Origin of the sequence: Aquimarina pacifica, from assembly GCF_000520955.1 — a bacterium.
GTDB lineage: Bacteria > Bacteroidota > Bacteroidia > Flavobacteriales > Flavobacteriaceae > Aquimarina > Aquimarina pacifica.
Map to the genome: position 1 here is coordinate 28,516 of NZ_JACC01000043.1, position 20,367 is coordinate 48,882.

Genomic DNA, 20,367 nt, shown 5'->3' on the forward strand with positions numbered 1-20,367 from the left:
TCTTGATACAAAATGAGAAAATTACTCGTTAGAATTAGTTCTTAACGGCTTTTTCTTTATTCTCATAAAAACTCTTTAAGACAAAAAATGCTTTCTTCTTTTTTCCTTTTTCTGATACTAATCCTTTCCGGTTCCATCCATCCTGTATTTCTGGCAATACTCTCCTAGGAGAACGAAAATCGACTAAAACCCATGGTGAAAATCCCTGTAACTGATCAATTTGATCAATCATCTTTAAGGTTTCTGTATATAAATGTTCCTGAAACTCTTCTGTCCAACGCTCTTCCTTACTACCATATAGTCCTTTCTTTGCGCCAGCTCCAAATTCCGAAATTAATATGGGTTTATCCTGTTCAATTTTCCAACTTATGGTTTCACATTTTTCGGGTAATCCATCATACCAACCGATATATTGGTTAAAACTTAGAATATCTACCTGATCTGCAAAAGGGTCATTAATTGTTCGAACAAATTTGTTTTCTTTATAATCACTTTGTTCTAATGCGGCACTAATGAGTCGTGTAGGATCTTTTTCTCGTGTATACTTTGCTAGTTTCGTTAAAAACACATTTCGTGCATCACTAGTTGGGGTCTCATTAGCCATTGACCATATAATAACACTTGCTCTATTTTTATCCCTATTAATTACTTCGGATAACTGATTCTGAGCGTTTGCATATGTTTCTTGATTTTCCCACATAATAGTCCAATATACAGGATTTTCTTCCCATACTAACATCCCCATCTTGTCTGCTAATCTCACCATATGTTCATTATGTGGATAATGTGCTAGTCGCACATAATTACACCCTAATTCTTTTGCCAAAAGTAATAACTGTTCTGCATCTTCTTTGGTAGATCCTCTTCCTCCATGCAATAGGCTTTCTTCATGAATAGAAATTCCTCTAAGAAATATATTTTCTCCATTCAGTTCTATTTTGGATCCATTAGTTTTAATAGTTCTAAACCCAATTTGATCTATTATTTCTTCATCATTACTTTTGATCGTTACCTTATACAGATTTGGGTTTTTAACAGACCAATATTGTATTTTGTCTGATACAATTTCAAAAGAGCCAACTCCTTCTTTATTTGTTTCGAGTGATTTATTAATATTTAATTCAGGAATTATAACTTCTACTTTTTGAGTAGTCTTTGGTATTGCGTTTATAGTAACTTGCCCCAAAATCTTTGTATTGTCATTAGGGTCAAGGTGAATAAAATAATCCTGAATATAATTAGAAGGTGTCTCGACTAATTTTACATCTCTGGTTATTCCGCCATAGTTCCACCAATCAGTATTAAGTGTTGGTACTCCTTCTTTTTTTCTTTTATTATCAACTTTGATTACTAAGAAATTGTCTTTCTCTTTTAGAAGATCTGTAATCTCAAAATTAAAAGGAGTAAACCCGCCTCTATGCACTCCTAATTTTTTACCATTAAAATACACATCTGTTTGATAATTTGATGCTTCAAAATAGACAAACACACGGTTTTCTTTTTTAGAGACTTGATAATCGAATGACTTTTTATACCAAATTGTACCTTCGTAATAAAAGAGTTTCTCTTTTTGGGTATTCCAATCTCCTGGCACCCTTATACTATCACTTTTATCAAAATCGTATTCGACGAGATCGGCTTTATTTTCTGGTTTTGAGTTTGTAAAAAACGCCCCTTTACCGGGTACTTTTTGATTCTCAAAAGGTTCATATCTGTAATTATAAAACCCATTTTCGTAGGGATCCACTATATAGTGCCAATATCCATTTAGTGATTTTGTTTCTCGATTATATGTATTAATTAATAAGTTTTCTTGGGCATAAGGTAATGTGTTAATTCCAATACATAGAATTAAAATTAGTGTGATATGTTTTTTCATTAATTGGTTTTATTGGCTCCTAAAATTAGAGTTTAATAGGAACAAGGTTTTTGATTAATAAATAAGCTAAATAGAAGATGAATCTTGAACTAATATCAACTATTAAAACTTTTAAAAGAGGATGTGATTCGCCATCTTTTTTTCTTTATGTATTTAATTTAAGGCTCTAATAAATTATAGTTCGTATAAAATCAGCTTAAAGAACTATAAAAAAATTCATTAACCTTGAATATTAAGGTAACAAAATACGCATGTTCCTACTAATAAACAATTTCGGTACTCAAAATTTATTAAGCATCATTTAAAGTCCGAGACTACAATATATGACACCTCATTATCCTATAAGACATGTATTATTTCTTGTCCTTGTGAATCATTTTCTTAATCAATGAAATTTGTCCTAGATGATAATAACAATGTTCGATTACACCTTCGAGATTGCGCTGATAGGTTCCATATTTTTCATCAACAAAAGGCGCATACAGCATAGACTCTTCCATTTTTTTTACTTGTGAAACAAACTCCTTTGCATTTGCCATAAACTGGTTAACAAGATCTCGCCATATTCTCTCTGAATGAATCGGTGGCACATCATAACTATATTTATCCCTAATTTCGAGTGTACCGTTAACGAATACATTAATAAGCCCGTCTAAATAATAGTTAATATGAAAGGTAAGAGCAGCAATAGTGTTAAGCTCTCCTACTTTTTGAGTTGCTTGTACATAAGTTATACTTTCTATTTGTTCTTTGTAGTTTGTATTTGCTATCCAATGCCCATCTAGTAATACTTCTTGTAATCTATTAGCAATGAATTCTACTTGGTTCATCTGTTCTGTAATTTTATCTTCTTACTTATTTTCTATTTCGATAATTTGGTTAGAAAAACAGTATTTTTTTTACTTCGTTATACACAAATGCTACATTGGCTTATCAATTTGATAAAGTTTCATCATCTTTTTTTCTAATACTTTCTTGGGCATATTTTTTAATAAAAAATTCCTGAGTCCCTGACCATATTTCCAATGTGCCATTTTCCCTGTAGTCCAGGACTGCTGGACAATAGTACTTACCTTTTCTTTTCTCTTTTCCTGAAACAAATTAAAAACATTGGTATTGGGTTGTTTCTTTATCAAATCACTTAAGTAATAAGCATCTTCTATTGCCTGTGCACCTCCTTGTCCCATATTTGGTGTAGTCGCATGCCCAGCATCTCCTATCAAACAAATAGAACCATTGTACCAATTATCAAGAGGTTTTAAATCAATTATGTCGTTTCTCAAAATTTTATCCACTGGTGTAGAAGAAATTAACTCACCTACTATTGGGTGAAAGTCAGCATACAATCTTAATAATTTTTGATGAATACGGTCCTTATTATCTTTAAGGTGAGGCGCATCCAACACTACTGCAAACCAATAGACTTTATTTTTGGCTATTTTAGAAATTCCGAATCTAATTTGATCTCCCCAAAGTTCTATTCCTCTATTTTTGTATTCCTTATCTAATTCGATAGCTGCTACTCCTCGCCAACAGGTTTGACCAGAATATCGAATACTACTTTCTGGAAAAAGTTGTTTTCGAACCTTAGAATGAATACCATCAGCTCCAATCAAGAAATCTGCTTCTGTTGCTGTGTTATCCGCAAATTTTATTTTTACTTTTCCGGTATCTAGTCTTTCAAATGAGTTAAATTCTTTACCCATATGAATCTTTTCTGGGGGTATTTTTTCTAGTAGTAGCTTCTGCAGTTCTGCTCTATGTATGGCAATAGTAGCATATTCTAAAGTATCTTTAACATAGTTTTGACGTGTATCATACAATGGTGACAGGTCTGATTTACCCAATGTTATTTGATCAATGGTATTTCCTTTTCTTTTTACTTCCTCAAATAGACCTAAGTATTCTAAAACCTGTAAAGCATTAGGTGCCAACCAGATTCCCGCTCCGACTTCATTTAATTTTGGAGCTTTTTCAAACAATTGATAGGCTATATTATTTTTTTCAAAAGCTAAAGCGGTGATGAGTCCGCCGATTCCTGCACCAACTATTGCATGCTTCATTTGTATATTTTATAAACTAAAGTGTTTTGCATTATACGTATCTCAAAACCTTTGAGATATACCCTCCTTAAAAATGAACATTTGCTTTGATCGCATTAGACATGTACATTATTTTGGCCAAGTTAAAGTCATGATTATTTTTATCGGCTATACTTGTATTCGCTTCGTGTAAGCCAAGTTATTGAATTATCAAACTTGACTTCTTTTCGGATTACTAATTGAGTTTTTCCAATAATATATACCTTCTTGATTAAGGCATTCTTATCATTATCCTTTCCTTTGTATTCTACAATAATTTTTACTTGTCCTTCTGGTAGTTCCTCTCTTGATTTTATATCAACTTTATTTATTTGCATACCGTTTTTAGCAATAGTAATCTTCTCCTTACTATTTGCGCTTGATTCATTCGGGTATTTATTGGTTAATTGTAGTTGATATTCATCTTTTCCTTGATCAACAATTAAATCTGCAGGCATTGAGAAGGGTTTATTACTACTATAATCTATATATGTTAACGTACCTGACCATTCTCCCAAAAGGACTCTCAAATCATCTGGTGTAACCTTATCTTGTGCAGCACTCCGAAAAGAAAACATTATAATACATACGAGCAAAATTTGTGTAAAAGTGACCTTCATTTTATCTGTTATTTTTTAAGTTACTAGCGGTTTTGATGTTTTTAAAACAATTCCTCATTACTCAAGCGTTTATTTTTAATAAACTCCTAGAAGTACACTCCTAGAAATACATCCTATGTAATTTTCAATACTAAAAAGAGTGTAACGATTGACTTACTTATTTCTTTACTTTTTTATAGATCATTCTAAAAACAGGAAACATTAATAAAACTAAAACAATCAGAGAAATGTAAAAAAACTTCTTTCTTGATTTAAGATATGCTATTGATGTTTCTTCATAAGAAAGTAAGATTTCTCCATTTGCCTCTATTTGATATAGAAGCCATCCCTCACCAAAAATGCGAACTTCATCATGCTCTACATAGATTTTATATTTTTCGGATTGGTTCTTATTACTAATATACTTAGAGTTTATTCCTAAAACGCTTAAGCACTTTTTTGTACCCAGATCATATGTCTTGATCTCTTTAGAATCAAGCACACCGATTATTTTAGTATAATTGGGATTTTTTTTAGCACTTTCTACACAACTAATATCCCCTTTATCAACTTCAAAAACTTCTAATTCTTCAAATTTCGGAACCGTTTGGGGAGTTCGAAAAACAAAATTAATTGCAAGAAATCCATAAATGATAAAAAGAAGAGATCCCTTAATAATTAAGATGGGTGATATTTTACTCATTTCTTAAACATGTTGGTAAGAAGAACTCATTAGAAAAATAGATGTATGCGCTTCTTATTCTATTAGTAAATAAGGACATCAAGATAGTATTTTTATCATTATTACTTTAAAAATAGTCTTACAATCTATTTACAGGAACTTAATCAAGATCTTCAAATTCTTTTCTTTTACTTTCGAACCAATTTTTCATAGCATCGGGAGATTTCATTAATTCCTGCATTTTATTCATGGCTTCTAAATGGATTGCATCTTGTTTTTGAAACATCTCCATACCATGTTTTTTACTCATTTCTGCAATTTCTTCAAACGTGTTTGCGGTAAACTCTTTTTCGCAAGCTCCTCCCAGTTGTTTGCATGTCATTGTTTTCATACTATCATTTCTTTTAAGTGGTTTAAATTTCTTTTAAAAACTCTTCTAATCGATTAAAAACAGAACCCCAACCGTTGAGAATACCCATTTTTTCTTGCTGAATTTTATATTCTTCTGTAGGATGAATGACATTAAAGATAAAATCAGTCTGATTTCCTTTTTTTATGAATATTGATTCTATTTCTACTCCCTCTGTCATTGGTCTAAAATTAGCCATTGACACTATTTTTTCTAGTTCAACGATTTCAGTATATTGACCTTCTGCTATAAACTCTTGACCATTAGGCATTGGCATTGCATATTTCCATTTTCCGCCTACCGTAAAGGAATGTTCGATTATTTTTGTGTCACTTCCTTTGGGATTCCACCATTTGACAATATGTTCGGCTTTTGTCCATGCTTCCCAAACCAATTCTATAGGAGCATTAAATGTTCTTTTAATGGTGATTGTTCTGTTTGATTTATCCATTCTCGTTTTTTTTTGATTGTAATTGCATTAGATAGTTTTCGAAAGAATCTATTTTATCCTCCCATAAATTTTTATACTGTTCAATCCATAGGAAGGCAGGAAGTAAATTCTCAGGTTGAATTGTACAGAACCGTTCTCTTCCTTTTTGATGAATACCTATAATTCCACATTCCTTTAATATCTTAAGATGCTTTGATATGGCAGGCCTGCTTATCTCGAATTCGTCAGCTATATCATTAACTGTCAATTTTTTTTCGGATACAAGCTTAATAATATCTCGTCTTATTGGATCGGCAATCGCCTGAAAAACATCTCTTCTCATAAATTATGTAACCATTCAGTTACAAATATATGTGTAATCATTTGGTTACGCAAATTTATTACAAAAAAATGTGTTGCTAATTGTGAAATTCGCTATATCAATAAAGAATATTTATCAAGCAATTTTATTCGTCCTCGCACATTTTATAGACTTCTATTTTTAGCCAAGAATTTAGTACCACTTTGTGTTTCTATATGCCCTTTGATCTGTTGATCTGTTACCTTTTTTTTGTATTTATATGAAACCCTTTCAGTAATAACCAAAATCCTAAAAACAACTCGTTTAGCCCCATGGGCACGAAAATTAACATTCCTAAACCGATCCCAGAAAGTTGAGCAATATTGGCAATTAACACCAATAATACTCCTACCAGACCCCAGATAGATATACCTCTAGGGATAAGTTTTGATCGATATAACAAATAATAGAACATAGTTGCACCGATACAAAAGATAATCATAACCATACATACGGCTATAGTGTGTTCGCTGAGAATTGATGTTCCTAAAATGGTAAGATATTCATTTGGGACACCTTCTGTATTCATATACTCCTTGCTTAGCGGAATCAACGATAGCATCTTGATTTTACTAAAAATAATAATGGTAAACTCGCTGATTCTAAACCCTACATACCAGATTGCAATTCTCTCGCTATACCTCCTTAGGGTTGGGTATAATAACACCGAAATTGCTACAACTGCTATACCACAGACAATTTCGAGAATTGCGCCTATTAATAATTTATCTGCGGTTTGATAGATTGCCTCAAAAAAGTTAGGTGTATATAAAACAGGACTTACAAAAACCTGATTTCCTATTATATAGGTTATTATTTGAATTAAAAAAAGTAATCCTGCTATTCTTACACTTGTTTGTTTTCGATTCATTGTAGTAATTTTCTAGCCTTCAATCGAATGACGATTGAAGGCTAGAATTGTTACTTCACAAAAGACTATTTTGAAACCTAAGGTACTATATTTGCCAGAACAACAGTATTCACCGTAGTCTAAAAAAGTATATGGTAGTGATACTGTAAAAAAGCTTTTGGAGAGAGGTTAGTTTTTTTGAATCTGGAAATAGGGTATATCATCATTTTCATCTTTACTAAACACTTCTTGAGAATTGAATACTACTTTTGAAATATATTTGTAATTCCCCCCATTTTCAAAAAACACATTGAGTGTATCTTTAACTGTATTCTCTTCCCACTCAATCAATAATTCCCTTTCTAAATCACTATCCTCAAGTGCGCCTACAAATATTCTCATTCTAACCAAGTCAGTCTCTTCAATAATACTAAAGCCTTTCGGAGCATCACTATTTGCGATAAAAATTTCATTTTCTTCACTATTTATGAGTTCAAATATAGCAATTGAATTTTCTGTATACACGTTAGAACTCGGATCTAGTAGATCAACTCCTGTGCTAGAAATTACGGACATATCTAATACCTCATTATCAATTAGCACACAACAATCTTTAATACTGTCGCGGTCCTTACAAGATTGAAAGCTTATTAAAGTCATTAGTAAAACTAACATGCTTTTATTCATAGCGTAGTATTTTATGGTTTAATATCATACATCATCTCTGGCTCATAACTAAAATCATTACCTTCGACCGACCAATGGTTAAAATAACCATTTAGATCCGAACGTCCCCATCCCCAATTCATATGTAAAAAATTATTTTCGACAGTAATGTATATTGTTCTTCCCCTTGCGATGGTACGTTTAAGACGAAGTGTATATATCCTATACCCATCGGTAATCCACGCATGTCCATCTTTTCTAACCCTAAAAAAGAACCAATCATCATAATCTGCTCCACTAAGTATTAGTGGTAATCCTTGATCCAAATTGGCTTTTGCTGTATAAAAACTATAAGATCCATATTTTGCCGAACTATATCCAAACGTATTTTTCATAGCAGGAAGGCCATCATCTTTTGTGTTAGACCCTGAACCATCACAACCATAATCCATATTAACAGCGTCACCAATATCCTTAATCAGTGCTGCTGTACTAGAGGTGGCAAATGTATTGGGCATGTTACTCCAATTATAATTAGAAGGATGTTCATGATATTTCATTATCTGTGCCATTGCTATTGCTACACAACCACTTGGGGGTCTTCCGTCTGAAGAGGAACAACCTATACTTGAAATCCCATCATTAAACCCTCCTTGTTGAGACCAGTTGGTACTTAAAAGTATAGGACTATCAAAAATACTAATTATTTCTACAACTTCTGTATCTGTCTTTTGAGCACGCTCTTGATCTATGATAGCGGTATTTAAGACTTCCTCATTCCATAACTCTTCGACCCCTTCTTTTGGTGTAATTTCTCCATTTTGTATACCTGTTATGTACTCATCACCTGATTTCAGCCAACTTACCAGACCTGAAGGATAATTGTCAAGATCAGTAGGAAAATTGCCCTCATCAGAAAAAGCTAAAATAGGATTAACTCTCTTATCAGAAGATAAAAGTACAAAACCACCCTCATCATAATTAGCTAGGTAGAATTTTGTCTTTGTATCTTGTCCAGATAGAGGAATAACACTTTTAGGGTTTCTACTTTTATAAGAGTTACTCTTCCCTTTTTCCTTGTGTAAAATAGTAGACAATATTGTCTTAGCTTCTTTTTCATTAAGCTGACTTGTTACTTCTACAGTATTCTCTAATTCTGTATTAATTTCTTTTTCCTGAAACTCTTCTTTTTCGCAAGATGCAAAAAAAGTAAAAGCAAATAGCCCAATTACAATGTAATTTTTCATTAAATGTGATTTGTTTGAATGTTATTTATTTTCTTGTACCTCTTCTATTTTATAAGCATGAAGTAGTATTCTATAGACTAGATGCTGGATACTAAAAAAATAACAATTCTTTCAAGAACAAATACCTTTATAAATGCTTTCAAATATTATTAAAAGTTGTTGATTTACTGACTAAAATACGGGAGTCATTTCATCAAACTAACCCTTTCAAAATATTAGTATAAGAATAACACTTTATCTTATTTGCCAATCTAAATAAAGTAAGTGAATCCAAATTTTAGGACTCACTAAGGTTTGTCGTATATAATTCGATTAATGTAGATTTTCCTCGCAGTTCTGTTTTACCTAACGGTTTTACTTTAAAATCCGGTCCTAGTTTCAGGATTTTATACAAATCTCCTGAAATTAAAATATCAACTTGATATTGATTACAGAGCCCTTGAATTCTTGCTGTGGCGTTCAAAACATCACCTGTAAATATGATTTCTTTCTTAACACTTCCGATTTCGCCAGTTGTTACTGCACCGTAGTGAAAACCTGCTTTAAAGGTTGGACAGATTCCGAAGTTTTTTATGAACTCATCTTCTTTTCTTTTCAATGCCTCTTTCATAGCGAAAAAACAGTGTAAACAGTTCGTATTTTTGATTCCTTTTTTTTGTTTCCATGAAACAACCATTTCGTCACCGACATATTGATAAATTTCTCCAGAATATTCTATCATAGCATCAGATAAACTATAATAATACTCTTTTAGAAATTCGAAATATTTGATATGTCCAAGTTTTTCGGCAATTGCAGTAGATGACTTCATATCCAAAAACATAAAAATCCTGTTTTCTTCTTTGGGTCTATGATACTTTCCACTCACGAAATTTATTAGAATTCCGTGACCAATATTTTCACTAATCTCTGCGTACAAAAGTGTAACCCCCAAAGATACTGACATTTGAAATGCCGTACTCAAAAATGTAATACTGTTGAGATAGTACAAAAATTTATCCCACACTACCTTATCAAATACACTTGTTTCTAGCTCTATACTGGCTGCTATTGGATACGCAATACAAACAATCAAAAATAAAAATGCTGCGTAGATTATAAGCTTTCCTATAATTTTTTGTGAAAAACTGCTTTTAGAAAAAAAACGGTGTAAAAATAATAGCTCGATGACTCCAATCAAAAGTCCTACAATAGTGATTGCCCAAACCGCAAAAATAAATACTTTATAATCTACTTTAATAACGCCCTCGGCTGTGTATCCAAAATTCTTTGTGGCCGCGTATTCTACTGCCAAAAATATCAATCCAAATAAGAGCCAAATGATTCCGAAAGGAAGTATTCTGCCTATATTTCTTTTTTGTTTTGGAGAGAGCATGTATTTATCTTTTGCTATATCAATTAAGTTATAAATATAACACAATAAATTTGGCATAAAATTATTGAGATATATAAGATCCTTTTGTTGAATTTTGCATTTTTTTTAACATGAAACCGATGATATATTGATGAATCAGTAAGACTATAGTTATCAATATTCTTGGTTTAGATATTTTTTTTGCATTTTTCAAGTTAACTATGTCCTACAACTATGGTTTGAATAACGAAAAAACTAAATGGTACACTATTCTCCTCGCTCGATCCATAATAGAATAGCTACAAAGAAAACTAATCATAAGACGGAGTTATTTTATTCACCAATTTTGTCTATTGATTCATGTAAATCGGATCTATTTTTTTTCCAGATTTTCTCTAAATATTGATATAAGAGGTAACTACTTAACATACCAAAAGGAATCATTATTATACTAAGCAAGGTTTCATTAAAAGTATCTAGAAACCCTGGAGAGGTTATTTCAAAAATTATTCCTATTATTAGGCTGAAGAATATAATTCCTCCATAATACACTACAATTCCTAAAATTGCAAAACCCCATTTACTTTTATTATATTCTTCTGCCAATTTATAAAAATATTTCCCTATCCAATATAGTAGTAGTAATCCTAACATGCTTCTGTTTTTTTTAATGTTTCCAAAGACTATTTATGATTTTTTTTAGTTACTTCCTTGTTCAATTTGTTAATACTTCAATGTTTATAATTTCTAAATTGTAACTCTGGTATAATAGTAAGTGTCTCTAACAAACAAATTGTTACCAAGCAATTATCAATCTTTACCGAAATACTATGCTTTTTTGTCTCTGCACCCTTCTAATATCCTAAAACGCAATCTCAAATCGACCTCATTTTGAGCATTTGCAAATTAAATATTATTCAACACGTAATGTTTGTCGTCTTTATTTACTGAAGGTTATAAACTACTATTTGATGCAGATATCACAACTATACAAATAGGTCATTCAACTAAAAATCGCTTAATAAGGATTTTATATCTATTGTTAGTTTTTGGATCTAGATAGTTCGTTTCATTATATAATCTTTCTGAATTTCATTCCCCATTTTAAAAGGATGATTTCCTACAATTCTAAATCCATTTTTTTTATAAAAACGAATGGCTTCTGTATTTTTTTCCCAGACTCCGAGCCATACATATTTTATATTTCTATTTCTTGCTATCTCAAGGATATAATTCATTATGGCTTGACCATTTTTTTTTCCTTGAAATTTCTCTACTATGTAAATTCGCTCAAGTTCCATTCCTGTGGTTTCTCTCAGATCTGTTTGAGAGGTCCCAAAATTAATTTTAAAGTACCCAGTAGTCTCTTCGTTAAATTTTGAGAAATAAAATTCTGAATTAGTATCATTTAATTCCTTACAAAGTTTATCCCTATCAAAAGAAGAGTCCAAATAGGATTGCATATTTTCGTAGGTATTTACTTTTGAAAAGGAATTTTTATAGGTAGTTATGCTTATCTTAATCAACTCATTAAGATCTTCTATATTTAATCTTATAAAATTTAATTCAGGGTTCTGCATTTAGTTTTATGTATGTTTGATAATTCTTATTAAGACAGATAATTACATAGACTACGTTAAAGATAGGTCATTATTTAGCAACCATTAATTTGTGCCAGAATTTTCTATACAAGAAAGTTCTTTCATATTATTATTCAATAATTTAAAAGGAAAATTTAAATATAAAATATCGTGGAAATCAGGATCACCATACTAAATACTTGCTAGAACAACTTTAGTATATCTGGTGGGTTAAAGGTGCCCGTTTTTAATAATCATCCAGTATTGGGAAGCTAATAATTTTAAAAAAATAATCAGATTGATTTTAAAACACCGTTTATGAATCAAGGGTTTTCGTTTGATTTATTTATCAAAGTGGTCATTCTTTAGTATGCATTCTTATGAATAAAGCTAATACGATTATCTAGAAGCACGCTATTTCTTCCGATATTGAACATTTTCACCATTTAAGCTATAACAGAGACTGGCTTTCTTTAAACCAAAAATTCTACCTTTTCGGGCTTCATAATTAGCATACAAGTCCCCATTCTTTCTAAATGCTTGTTGCATCCCTTCTTCTTTTCCCATATTAAAATTCATTTTTTTAAATAACTCTCCTGTTGGGTACCATTTTTTTTGTTCTCCATGTACTTTTCCCGAAACATATTTGAAATGGGAGACCAAAACATGTAATGAATCAGGAGACCAGGTTTTCTTATCTCCATGGGGTTTTCCTTTATTATAATCTGTAATGCGTTTATAATGGCCATCAGAATACCACTCAATAGCTTGATTTTGCTTTTTCCCGTTTAGGATGCCAAACTTCTCTTTTACAGATGTACTATCTTCATAGAAAGTCACAGCATAACCAGAGTACAACTGATCATCTAGTGTCCAGATTGACTTTTTTCTGTTATAATAAAGTTCTGATTTATTAACTGTCTTATCTGGTATATCTGATAAAACATTAACCGCAACCGTATTTGCTGAAGATACAGTTTTGGGGGCTGTCTTTTTAGTACAACTTAGAATACATACTCCCAGTATGAATAGTATTAAGAATCTTTTATTCATTTTTTTTAAGTATTTAGGGAAACAAAACAGCTACAAATAATTTTAGATAATAAATATTTTCTCTTAATGTAAAATAAATATAGTAATTACAAAATAGTATTTGGAGTACCTTGCAAATCGGCTCCGAATAATACTATATTAGATCCTACATAAAATTCATTAATGATATGGTAATGATAGAACTCCTCTTCATCACTATGCTGTGTTGATCCAACATGTCCTCCTGAAACATCTAAGTCACTTGGATAATTTCCTGTCGTATCCTCTCTTCTTCCATAAAGTAAAAAACCATCAGCTAGGATACCTATTAATTCTCCATCGTCATGTGAAAGTGTCGTGTTTGCCTCTACATCGCTTGACTCAACATGATAGTGATATCCTCCCGGACCGTTATGCCCTCCTGCATAATCAAATCCTGTTGTTGTTTCTAGGTCTAGTGGTTCATTTGCTCTTTCTTGGTCATTATAAATAGGTACTCCGGTTACAGAAATACCTATAGCACCTAATCCTGTTGCAGAACTTGTGGCTGCTATTTTTGGATCATTAGAAACTGTTAGGATATAGCTACCACTTCGAATAGTACCCGGAGTAGAATGATCTCCCACTATTCGATCAATGTATAGGGGTTCTGTGGTAGCCCAATATGGAGATGTATGATTCGGAAGTCCGTTAGACTCTATTGTTATCTCATCCCCATCAAAAGAAATCGTCACAGAATCTGTATTAAATTCGTCAAAGGCAGACAAAGGTGTACTCCCAGTAGAAGGCGTACCTCCTGTATCACCATCTGTATCGGTGTCCTCTTCTCCTTCATCTGTATCTGTATTATCTGCTACATAACCTTCAGGTTGTTCGCAGGCAGATAAACTTTCCTCAGGGTTACCCAAACCATCACCATCGCTATCTTGATACCATGTAGTTTCGGTACAGGAATCTTCATCATCAGAGCATGATATAATTAATAAAAAAGCTCCTACAAAAATTGAAATTATAAAATTAGAACACTTCATTTAAAAAAAATTATTAGTTACTATTTTATTGTTTTTCTATGTGCAGAAATCATCTGGAGGTTTTTAATTTTACAGTAAATACTGATATCCTAAATAAAATGCTATTCCTACAAATCAAGTCTTAATGTCATATCAAAATTTCTTTTGATTGTCTATAAAAATATAAGTTGCGTAGTTTAATATAAACGTAAAATTAATAAAGAAATGATTTGTTAAGACACTTATTCGCGTTTTAATCACAACTTTTCACCGAGTGCCGGACCATATTCAGTGAATCACCATAGGTACACCTTCAAACTTTTTATCTCATCCCGTGATGTATACTGCCAAAAGTTACTACCAAAAGAATGTTATCTGTCAATACAGTACTTACCATCATTCGTAGCCTTAAGAATAAATACCCTAATGAATTCTCAATTAATGTATTTTTCAAAAAAAAAAAGGAAAACGGACTTAAGTGTTAGTACCAAATCTATGATGATCTGGAAAAATCTTTAAGAATGCTTTGAACGCATCACGATAAACAGTTTTAATTTAATGACATTTGATAGTCATATTGGCTGTCATAAGTTGACTCCAAATTTGATGTTCTTTTTCTTGAGGTGACAAATAAAACCAAACTAAATATTTGTTATTCATTGGGCAATAATCACTTTTAATTTTAGCATTCAGAACAATTAATTCTTTTTTAAAAAATTCGTCATAAAGCGCAATCGAACCTTCGAAGGTGTTTTTATCTTTCTGCTGCAAAGAGGAGGTAGTAGCAGGAATTTTTTTAAAGAAATTCAAGTTAGTTATTGCGCCAGTATTCATAAGTCCATCAAAATATATATTCATTACTCTCTCTAATTCAGAGGAGTTTACATTAGGATCTTCTTTAATCATCCATAAAAAAACATATGAGAAATAATCCTCACTATCTTTTTTACCCCAACCTGGTGCAAATAGAATGTGCTCTTCACCTTCATATTCTAAATCTCCTGCAAAAATTAGTGGAAACTCAAGAACTTCACTACGCCAATCATCTTTTGCTTCTAATACATTCTCTATATTATTATGTAATCTAAAATAAAGGTATATACCCGCTATTGCAATAATAACTATCAATACGAATACTATTTTAAGTAGCTTTTTAAACATTTTTTTGATTCGTTATTTATTCACTAAATCCAGATTATATTAAAGTAATAAAAGTAACACTTGAGTTGGTCAATTGAGCTAAAAAATTAACTGTCTGATGACATAAAAGTCTTCTACGTCTTTTAAATAATAGTTATTAGCTATCAGGTTCTCTATTTTTCAAACCATAGTAAGATAGTGTTTCTTTACCTTTTTGGTAATCTCCTATATGTTTAAGCCCCAGTTTCTGTAATAAACTAATTGATTTTTGATTTTCGGGAATTGTAATCGCAATTATATTATCATATTCGTTTAAACTTTTTACCTTATCAAGGTAGGAGTTGCTTGCCTCAAATGCATATCCGTTTTTCTCGAATTCTGGTAATAGAGCAAACCCAATGTCAGGGAATTTCTCATCTTCGCGTTTAAGAAATGTTACTATCCCTATCCTCTTCCTAGATTTTTTTAATTCGAAAACACTGTAATAAAAACCATGAGTATCAAGTATTTTTTGAATGTACTTTTTGGCATCATTCTTATCAGAAATATTTCTATCACCAATAAATTCGATCCAGCCCTTAGAATTAACCAAGTCAATTATAAATTCGGCATCCTTCAAGTGTATTGGTCTAATTGTTAACCTTTCTGTTTCTAGATGTATGTACATTCAAATTTACTTATTTAGCTTGTAGACAACCTCCCAGTATATCAAATAGCTGTTCTGTTTTCAGCTTATTGGTAATCCTTTTTATTCAGATTTTACTAGCTCAACCACTTTTTTAATCGCATCATCTCCATCTTCTAGATCTGTAATAAGATATTCATAAAATTCTTTTGATTTACTAGGATACTTAAGTTCATAATCAGCATTAATTCCTATTTCCTCATAACTAATACCTCCTAATGATTGGTAAACCATATTTGATAATCCATAGGTCCAACCATTTGGAAGTTTTTTATGCAAAATATCAGAAAACACACCTTCTGTAGTTGAACCGATACTTTTAGAATTAGGAATTTCTTTACTACCCAAAACTAATAATTCGGCAGCACTTGCTGTTTCATGACTAGTAAGAATATATAGTTTTCCTCTATAGGTATTCTTTGATGGTGTTAAACTCATCATCTCTTTTTCTGTAAACCCTTCTGCAAATCTTACTTTTTTAGTGCATATATCTGTTTTTACTTGCACAAAGTGATTTAATATTTCGATAGAAACATCATCAAACCCTCCTCCATTAAATCTTAAATCAATAATACAGGCTTTAGAATGTTCTATCGTTTTTATAATTGAGTCCATTATAAAACGTGTGCCGTTTGCAACATCTTCGTGATGATTGTCTGCTTTGTTCAAATATCCCCACCATTCTTTCCAAAATTGTTTTTTAGACAAACTATCGGCTATAGGGTAATTTGCCCAACTAATCATATTTGATGTTTGAATATATGAAATGTCGTCATTTATCATGCCCCATTTTAGTTCTCCTTGATTATAACTTTTTACACTTTCTACATGTTTTTCTAGTATCAAGTTTTTGACTTTTTTCTCTAAACCACCCGGAACATCTTCTTCATCCTCAGTAGTATTTGATGCTGTTTGATTTTCGTAATCCTCTTCTAATTCATCGGGTAAATTGATAGAAATATGACCATCATCTATTTCGCCTATCATCTTCTCAAAAATCAAAAATAATTCTATTGGTTTGGTATGCGCATGTATCTGAGGTTCATATTGTTTATAAATACTTTTCCAATCTATATTTCTTTCTTCAAAATAAACATATTGCTCGTTGAATGTATTCCATAAAATTTCAAAATTATATCTTGGATCATTTGCCAATTTCTCATTTACTTTTTCATCAAAATTGTTGTTACTCCTAACAAGCTTAAAGGTTTTTACTCCGTCTTTCAATAGTATCGTATCATTTGACAATGTATCGACCGTGTAATAATTAAAAAAATCTTCGGATGAATTATCAGAAGTCCGAACATTTCCTGCCGTTGAAATATGATAGCTTTTTACAATACTATCTCCAAAAGTCTTTGCTTTTCCGTATCCTAAATATTCCCAATTACCATTTAAATTGATTTTCTCTTTTTCGACAATTTTCATTTTATTCGTTTGGCAAGAAATGACCAAAACAAATATCAATAGTAATAAAATTAGCTTATTCATGTTGACTGGGCTTATATTAAAAAAAGAATTTTAATTATTGATAAATATGTGTCTCAGAAAGGCAAAATGTTAGCACAGTTTTCGCCCTTTTTGAGTATTGACTGCTATTCTATTCTTTGTCTTTTTTTAGACTGATAATAAGAGGGGAACCATTCATTAGAGTATACAAAGTAATTTTTTGATCATTGGTTTGTTTAATTTTGAAATTTTTTGGGCTTCGAAATATTGAAATATTCAATATATCCTCTTGCAAAAACCATTTCTCATTTGATTTTTTACCATTAGTAAGAATTTCACATTTCCCATTTTCATAAAATATCATCCAATCCTTGTTTCCATCTGTACTTCTTTTTTTATCACCTAACTCCATATAATCAATATTCCATTTTCCTGATGTGATTAATAATTCGAGATCACTTTTTATTTTAGGTTCTTTTCGTTTAGTAAGGTAACTACTTAGTTCAGACAAAGGAAATGATTTCTCATTTTTCATATTGATAACGTCTAAGTCTTTGGTAAAGATAAACTCGAAGTCATCAATATCCTCAGAGAATTTTTTTTCGCCTATTAAGTAATCAATGGTATTCATCCCGTAATTTTCTAAAAACCCCCTATCAATAGTATTAGATTTATTAGAAAAAACAAAAATTACAAATAAACCATAATCCATTTCTTGAGGAATAAAAGTCATTTCTTCTATGAGCAACTCTTTTCCTTCAATCTTAAAACCATGATATCCGGGAGTTTCTTGACGTAAAGCAATAAAGTTAAAAAACTCACTGTCTATACTTGAATCAACAATTTGATGTACTAATGAAAATAATGTTTTGTTCCCATCGGCCGAAATTACCAAGTTATCTTGTTCTACTTGGTTATTAAAAAATTCGATTAAAAGACCTGGAGAAATCTTTTTGACCATTTTATTAAGTCTAACTAATTGTTCTTCAGTTTTAAGTTTACTTATCTCTGTTTCATTTGTTTCAAATTCTTTCCAAAATACTTCGATTTTATTTTGTGCGAATGATTCTAAAAAAAAGAATACTAATAAGATCAAGATTGTATTTCTATACATTGAGTTTTAATTATTATCTATTAGAGCAGCTTAACTCTTGATTGGCCTTGTTTCTTTACAACAATAGTATATACCTCTTCAAGAATTAATGAGAAACCTCTAACAATATAGATAACATAATGATTTTGACCTACATTAAAAACTAAATTTATTTAGAAAAACGAAGAGTGTCCTAAATATAAAAGCTAATGCAGCTTCAATTTGAACTATTCGTGAAGATTTCTGCTATACATCGTCTATATTAAATTCTGAATCTGTTACGCAATTTTCACATGTCAACTTTCTTTATTCTACATATTGCTTCCCAAATTTTACTCTTGTATAATAGTTAGGTAAATTTAGTTATGAAGTATTCAACAATAAAATAAGGTGAGAAATTCCTAGAAAACTCAAGAATCAATTAATTCTCTACTAATGCTACTGGTTTACGGATCATAAATATCCCAATCCATAAAAACCAAATTATTTGACTAATTCCGAAAATCTCAGTAAAAAGATCTAATGGATAGACAGTTAACACTCCTGCTATTCCTACTATAATACCAAGAAAAACAAGAGGTTTTGAAAATAAGTTTCCTTTGATAGCTATACCACTTAGTAATAAAACCCAAATTCCTCCTACAATTTCATTTCCACCACCAAGTCCTTCTGAAATTACGCTAATAGTTGACCAAATTTGCATGGCATTTTCTGGATGTTTAATTCCTGTTTCTATTACAGATTTGAGACCTATATTTGCTATCATTCCGCTTGCGATAACAAGTCCCACCCAAATAATTCCAAAAACAAATGCTAATTTTGAAAAACTAGATGAGTAGTTTTTTAATCTTTGATGTAATGCTAATACTAATACAGCTAATAGTATTCCGAATACCACATAACAAACAAGGTTTACTATAGATAAAATGATATAGTTATCAGCTAGAAAATTTAATTCCTCTTGTATACTTACGTCTGCATTTGGGTAGGATAAAACACTTCCATACACAATAAAAGCAGAGATATAAATGAAAGCTTCAAGAATTGCACAAACTCCACCTATTTTTTGTATTTTTTTGAATTCCATAATTTTAAACCTTTTCATTGATGACGATTCAAAATTGGTTTCGTTACTGGGTTTTTATTAGGTTTTGTATTAGGTTTGCTAATGTTTGGGCTATAATTAGTGTAGCGAAGAAATTTGGCAAATTTATCGCCAGTATAAGTAAAAGCTTCTGTCGTTTAGTATAGCTTATGTTTACACGTAGTTTTTATCCCTTTTTAGTCAAAAGGAACCAAATCTGGTTCTAAAAAATCTGTTTTAGCTTTTTCAGAGTTATAAATATCAAATCCATAATGACAATCCATTAACTCTTTGAAATTATATTTCAGACGTGGAAATTCTATTATAAAATCTTTAAAACTATCAGAATTCGATTTGAGCATAAAATGATATACCGCTTTTATAGCCGCCAAAGTTAAAGTAATATTGTATTTGTCTTTTGCTCCTACAGATTCGACAAATTTCTGCAACTGATTTTGAATGTTTTTTTCCGCTTGTTTAATTCCGTATTTGTCAATGTTTATCCAAGCGAATCTCAAGTGTGCTTCGTGAGTAAAGTCAGATGAATTTAATTCGCATAAAATGATTTTTTGTTCAAAATCAGCGTCAGAAAGTTCAAAATGTTTTTGCATAGTTCGTTTTTTTATAGCCAAATTATCTTATACAAATTTCAATTTTAGAAAAAGTAATTCTTAGATTATGGGAACGGATTTGTATATGTAAGTTTGCTTCCCGAAGAGAGCATATACACTCTACA

General features: G+C 31.1%; 22 protein-coding genes. All 22 read right to left on the reverse strand.

Annotated features, from left to right (window positions below; all coding sequences use genetic code 11):
• Nucleotides 1-34 precede the first annotated feature (34 nt).
• The 22 genes from DZ60_RS0118510 to DZ60_RS0118615 all read right to left on the reverse strand — a co-directional run bounded on the left by DZ60_RS0118510 (nt 35) and on the right by DZ60_RS0118615 (nt 20,242).
• Nucleotides 35-1,879 (reverse strand): glycoside hydrolase family 2 protein, encoded by a 1,845-nt coding sequence (locus DZ60_RS0118510; RefSeq protein WP_025743510.1) that lies wholly within the window; start codon nt 1,877-1,879, stop codon nt 35-37.
• 353 nt (nt 1,880-2,232) lie between these two features.
• Nucleotides 2,233-2,709: a DinB family protein gene (locus tag DZ60_RS0118515; protein ID WP_025743511.1), complete on the reverse strand. Its 477-nt coding sequence runs from the start codon at nt 2,707-2,709 to the stop codon at nt 2,233-2,235.
• Nucleotides 2,710-2,799: 90 nt separating this feature from the next.
• Nucleotides 2,800-3,942, reverse strand: a complete 1,143-nt coding sequence (locus DZ60_RS0118520; RefSeq protein ID WP_025743512.1) for an FAD-dependent monooxygenase — start codon at nt 3,940-3,942, stop codon at nt 2,800-2,802.
• Nucleotides 3,943-4,082: 140 nt separating this feature from the next.
• Nucleotides 4,083-4,538 carry a hypothetical protein gene (locus DZ60_RS0118525; protein WP_025743513.1) on the reverse strand — a complete coding sequence of 152 codons (456 nt, stop codon included), beginning with the start codon at nt 4,536-4,538 and terminating at the stop codon, nt 4,083-4,085.
• Between the two features lie 199 nt (nt 4,539-4,737).
• Nucleotides 4,738-5,262: a hypothetical protein gene (locus DZ60_RS0118530; RefSeq protein WP_025743514.1), complete on the reverse strand. Its 525-nt coding sequence runs from the start codon at nt 5,260-5,262 to the stop codon at nt 4,738-4,740.
• A gap of 139 nt (nt 5,263-5,401) precedes the next feature.
• Nucleotides 5,402-5,632 (reverse strand): hypothetical protein, encoded by a 231-nt coding sequence (locus tag DZ60_RS0118535; RefSeq protein WP_025743515.1) that lies wholly within the window; start codon nt 5,630-5,632, stop codon nt 5,402-5,404.
• Nucleotides 5,633-5,654: 22 nt separating this feature from the next.
• Nucleotides 5,655-6,101 carry an SRPBCC family protein gene (locus DZ60_RS0118540; RefSeq protein WP_025743516.1) on the reverse strand — a complete coding sequence of 149 codons (447 nt, stop codon included), beginning with the start codon at nt 6,099-6,101 and terminating at the stop codon, nt 5,655-5,657.
• A complete protein-coding gene (locus tag DZ60_RS0118545; protein WP_025743517.1) occupies nt 6,094-6,423 on the reverse strand; it encodes an ArsR/SmtB family transcription factor in 330 nt (109 codons plus the stop codon). The genes DZ60_RS0118540 and DZ60_RS0118545 overlap by 8 nt, the downstream gene beginning before the upstream one ends.
• A 217-nt stretch (nt 6,424-6,640) precedes the next feature.
• Entirely contained in the window at nt 6,641-7,312 is a 672-nt protein-coding gene (locus DZ60_RS0118550; protein WP_025743518.1) for a DUF4386 domain-containing protein, read from the reverse strand.
• A 168-nt stretch (nt 7,313-7,480) separates the two neighbouring features.
• Nucleotides 7,481-7,978 carry a hypothetical protein gene (locus tag DZ60_RS0118555; RefSeq protein ID WP_152537470.1) on the reverse strand — a complete coding sequence of 166 codons (498 nt, stop codon included), beginning with the start codon at nt 7,976-7,978 and terminating at the stop codon, nt 7,481-7,483.
• Nucleotides 7,979-7,989: 11 nt separating this feature from the next.
• Nucleotides 7,990-9,204 carry a C10 family peptidase gene (locus tag DZ60_RS0118560; RefSeq protein WP_025743520.1) on the reverse strand — a complete coding sequence of 405 codons (1,215 nt, stop codon included), beginning with the start codon at nt 9,202-9,204 and terminating at the stop codon, nt 7,990-7,992.
• Nucleotides 9,205-9,481: 277 nt separating this feature from the next.
• Entirely contained in the window at nt 9,482-10,579 is a 1,098-nt protein-coding gene (locus DZ60_RS0118565) for an adenylate/guanylate cyclase domain-containing protein (RefSeq protein WP_025743521.1), read from the reverse strand.
• A gap of 312 nt (nt 10,580-10,891) precedes the next feature.
• Nucleotides 10,892-11,212, reverse strand: a complete 321-nt coding sequence (locus DZ60_RS0118570) for a hypothetical protein (RefSeq protein WP_025743522.1) — start codon at nt 11,210-11,212, stop codon at nt 10,892-10,894.
• A 401-nt stretch (nt 11,213-11,613) separates the two neighbouring features.
• Nucleotides 11,614-12,138, reverse strand: a complete 525-nt coding sequence (locus DZ60_RS0118575) for a GNAT family N-acetyltransferase (protein WP_025743523.1) — start codon at nt 12,136-12,138, stop codon at nt 11,614-11,616.
• 414 nt (nt 12,139-12,552) lie between these two features.
• Nucleotides 12,553-13,191 carry a toxin-antitoxin system YwqK family antitoxin gene (locus DZ60_RS0118580; RefSeq protein ID WP_025743524.1) on the reverse strand — a complete coding sequence of 213 codons (639 nt, stop codon included), beginning with the start codon at nt 13,189-13,191 and terminating at the stop codon, nt 12,553-12,555.
• Between the two features lie 86 nt (nt 13,192-13,277).
• Nucleotides 13,278-14,201 carry a YHYH protein gene (locus DZ60_RS0118585; protein ID WP_025743525.1) on the reverse strand — a complete coding sequence of 308 codons (924 nt, stop codon included), beginning with the start codon at nt 14,199-14,201 and terminating at the stop codon, nt 13,278-13,280.
• Nucleotides 14,202-14,735: 534 nt separating this feature from the next.
• Nucleotides 14,736-15,341, reverse strand: a complete 606-nt coding sequence (locus DZ60_RS0118590; RefSeq protein WP_025743526.1) for a hypothetical protein — start codon at nt 15,339-15,341, stop codon at nt 14,736-14,738.
• A 136-nt stretch (nt 15,342-15,477) separates the two neighbouring features.
• Nucleotides 15,478-15,987: a GNAT family N-acetyltransferase gene (locus tag DZ60_RS0118595; RefSeq protein WP_025743527.1), complete on the reverse strand. Its 510-nt coding sequence runs from the start codon at nt 15,985-15,987 to the stop codon at nt 15,478-15,480.
• Nucleotides 15,988-16,068: 81 nt separating this feature from the next.
• Nucleotides 16,069-17,496, reverse strand: a complete 1,428-nt coding sequence (locus DZ60_RS0118600) for a S41 family peptidase (protein ID WP_081740533.1) — start codon at nt 17,494-17,496, stop codon at nt 16,069-16,071.
• Nucleotides 17,497-17,605: 109 nt separating this feature from the next.
• Complete coding sequence (locus tag DZ60_RS0118605; protein ID WP_025743529.1) at nt 17,606-18,568, reverse strand: hypothetical protein; 963 nt, start codon at nt 18,566-18,568, stop codon at nt 17,606-17,608.
• Between the two features lie 400 nt (nt 18,569-18,968).
• Nucleotides 18,969-19,634: a DUF4386 family protein gene (locus DZ60_RS0118610; RefSeq protein WP_025743530.1), complete on the reverse strand. Its 666-nt coding sequence runs from the start codon at nt 19,632-19,634 to the stop codon at nt 18,969-18,971.
• A 194-nt stretch (nt 19,635-19,828) separates the two neighbouring features.
• Nucleotides 19,829-20,242, reverse strand: coding sequence for a hypothetical protein (locus DZ60_RS0118615; RefSeq protein ID WP_025743531.1), 414 nt, complete (start codon nt 20,240-20,242; stop codon nt 19,829-19,831).
• Nucleotides 20,243-20,367 lie beyond the last annotated feature (125 nt).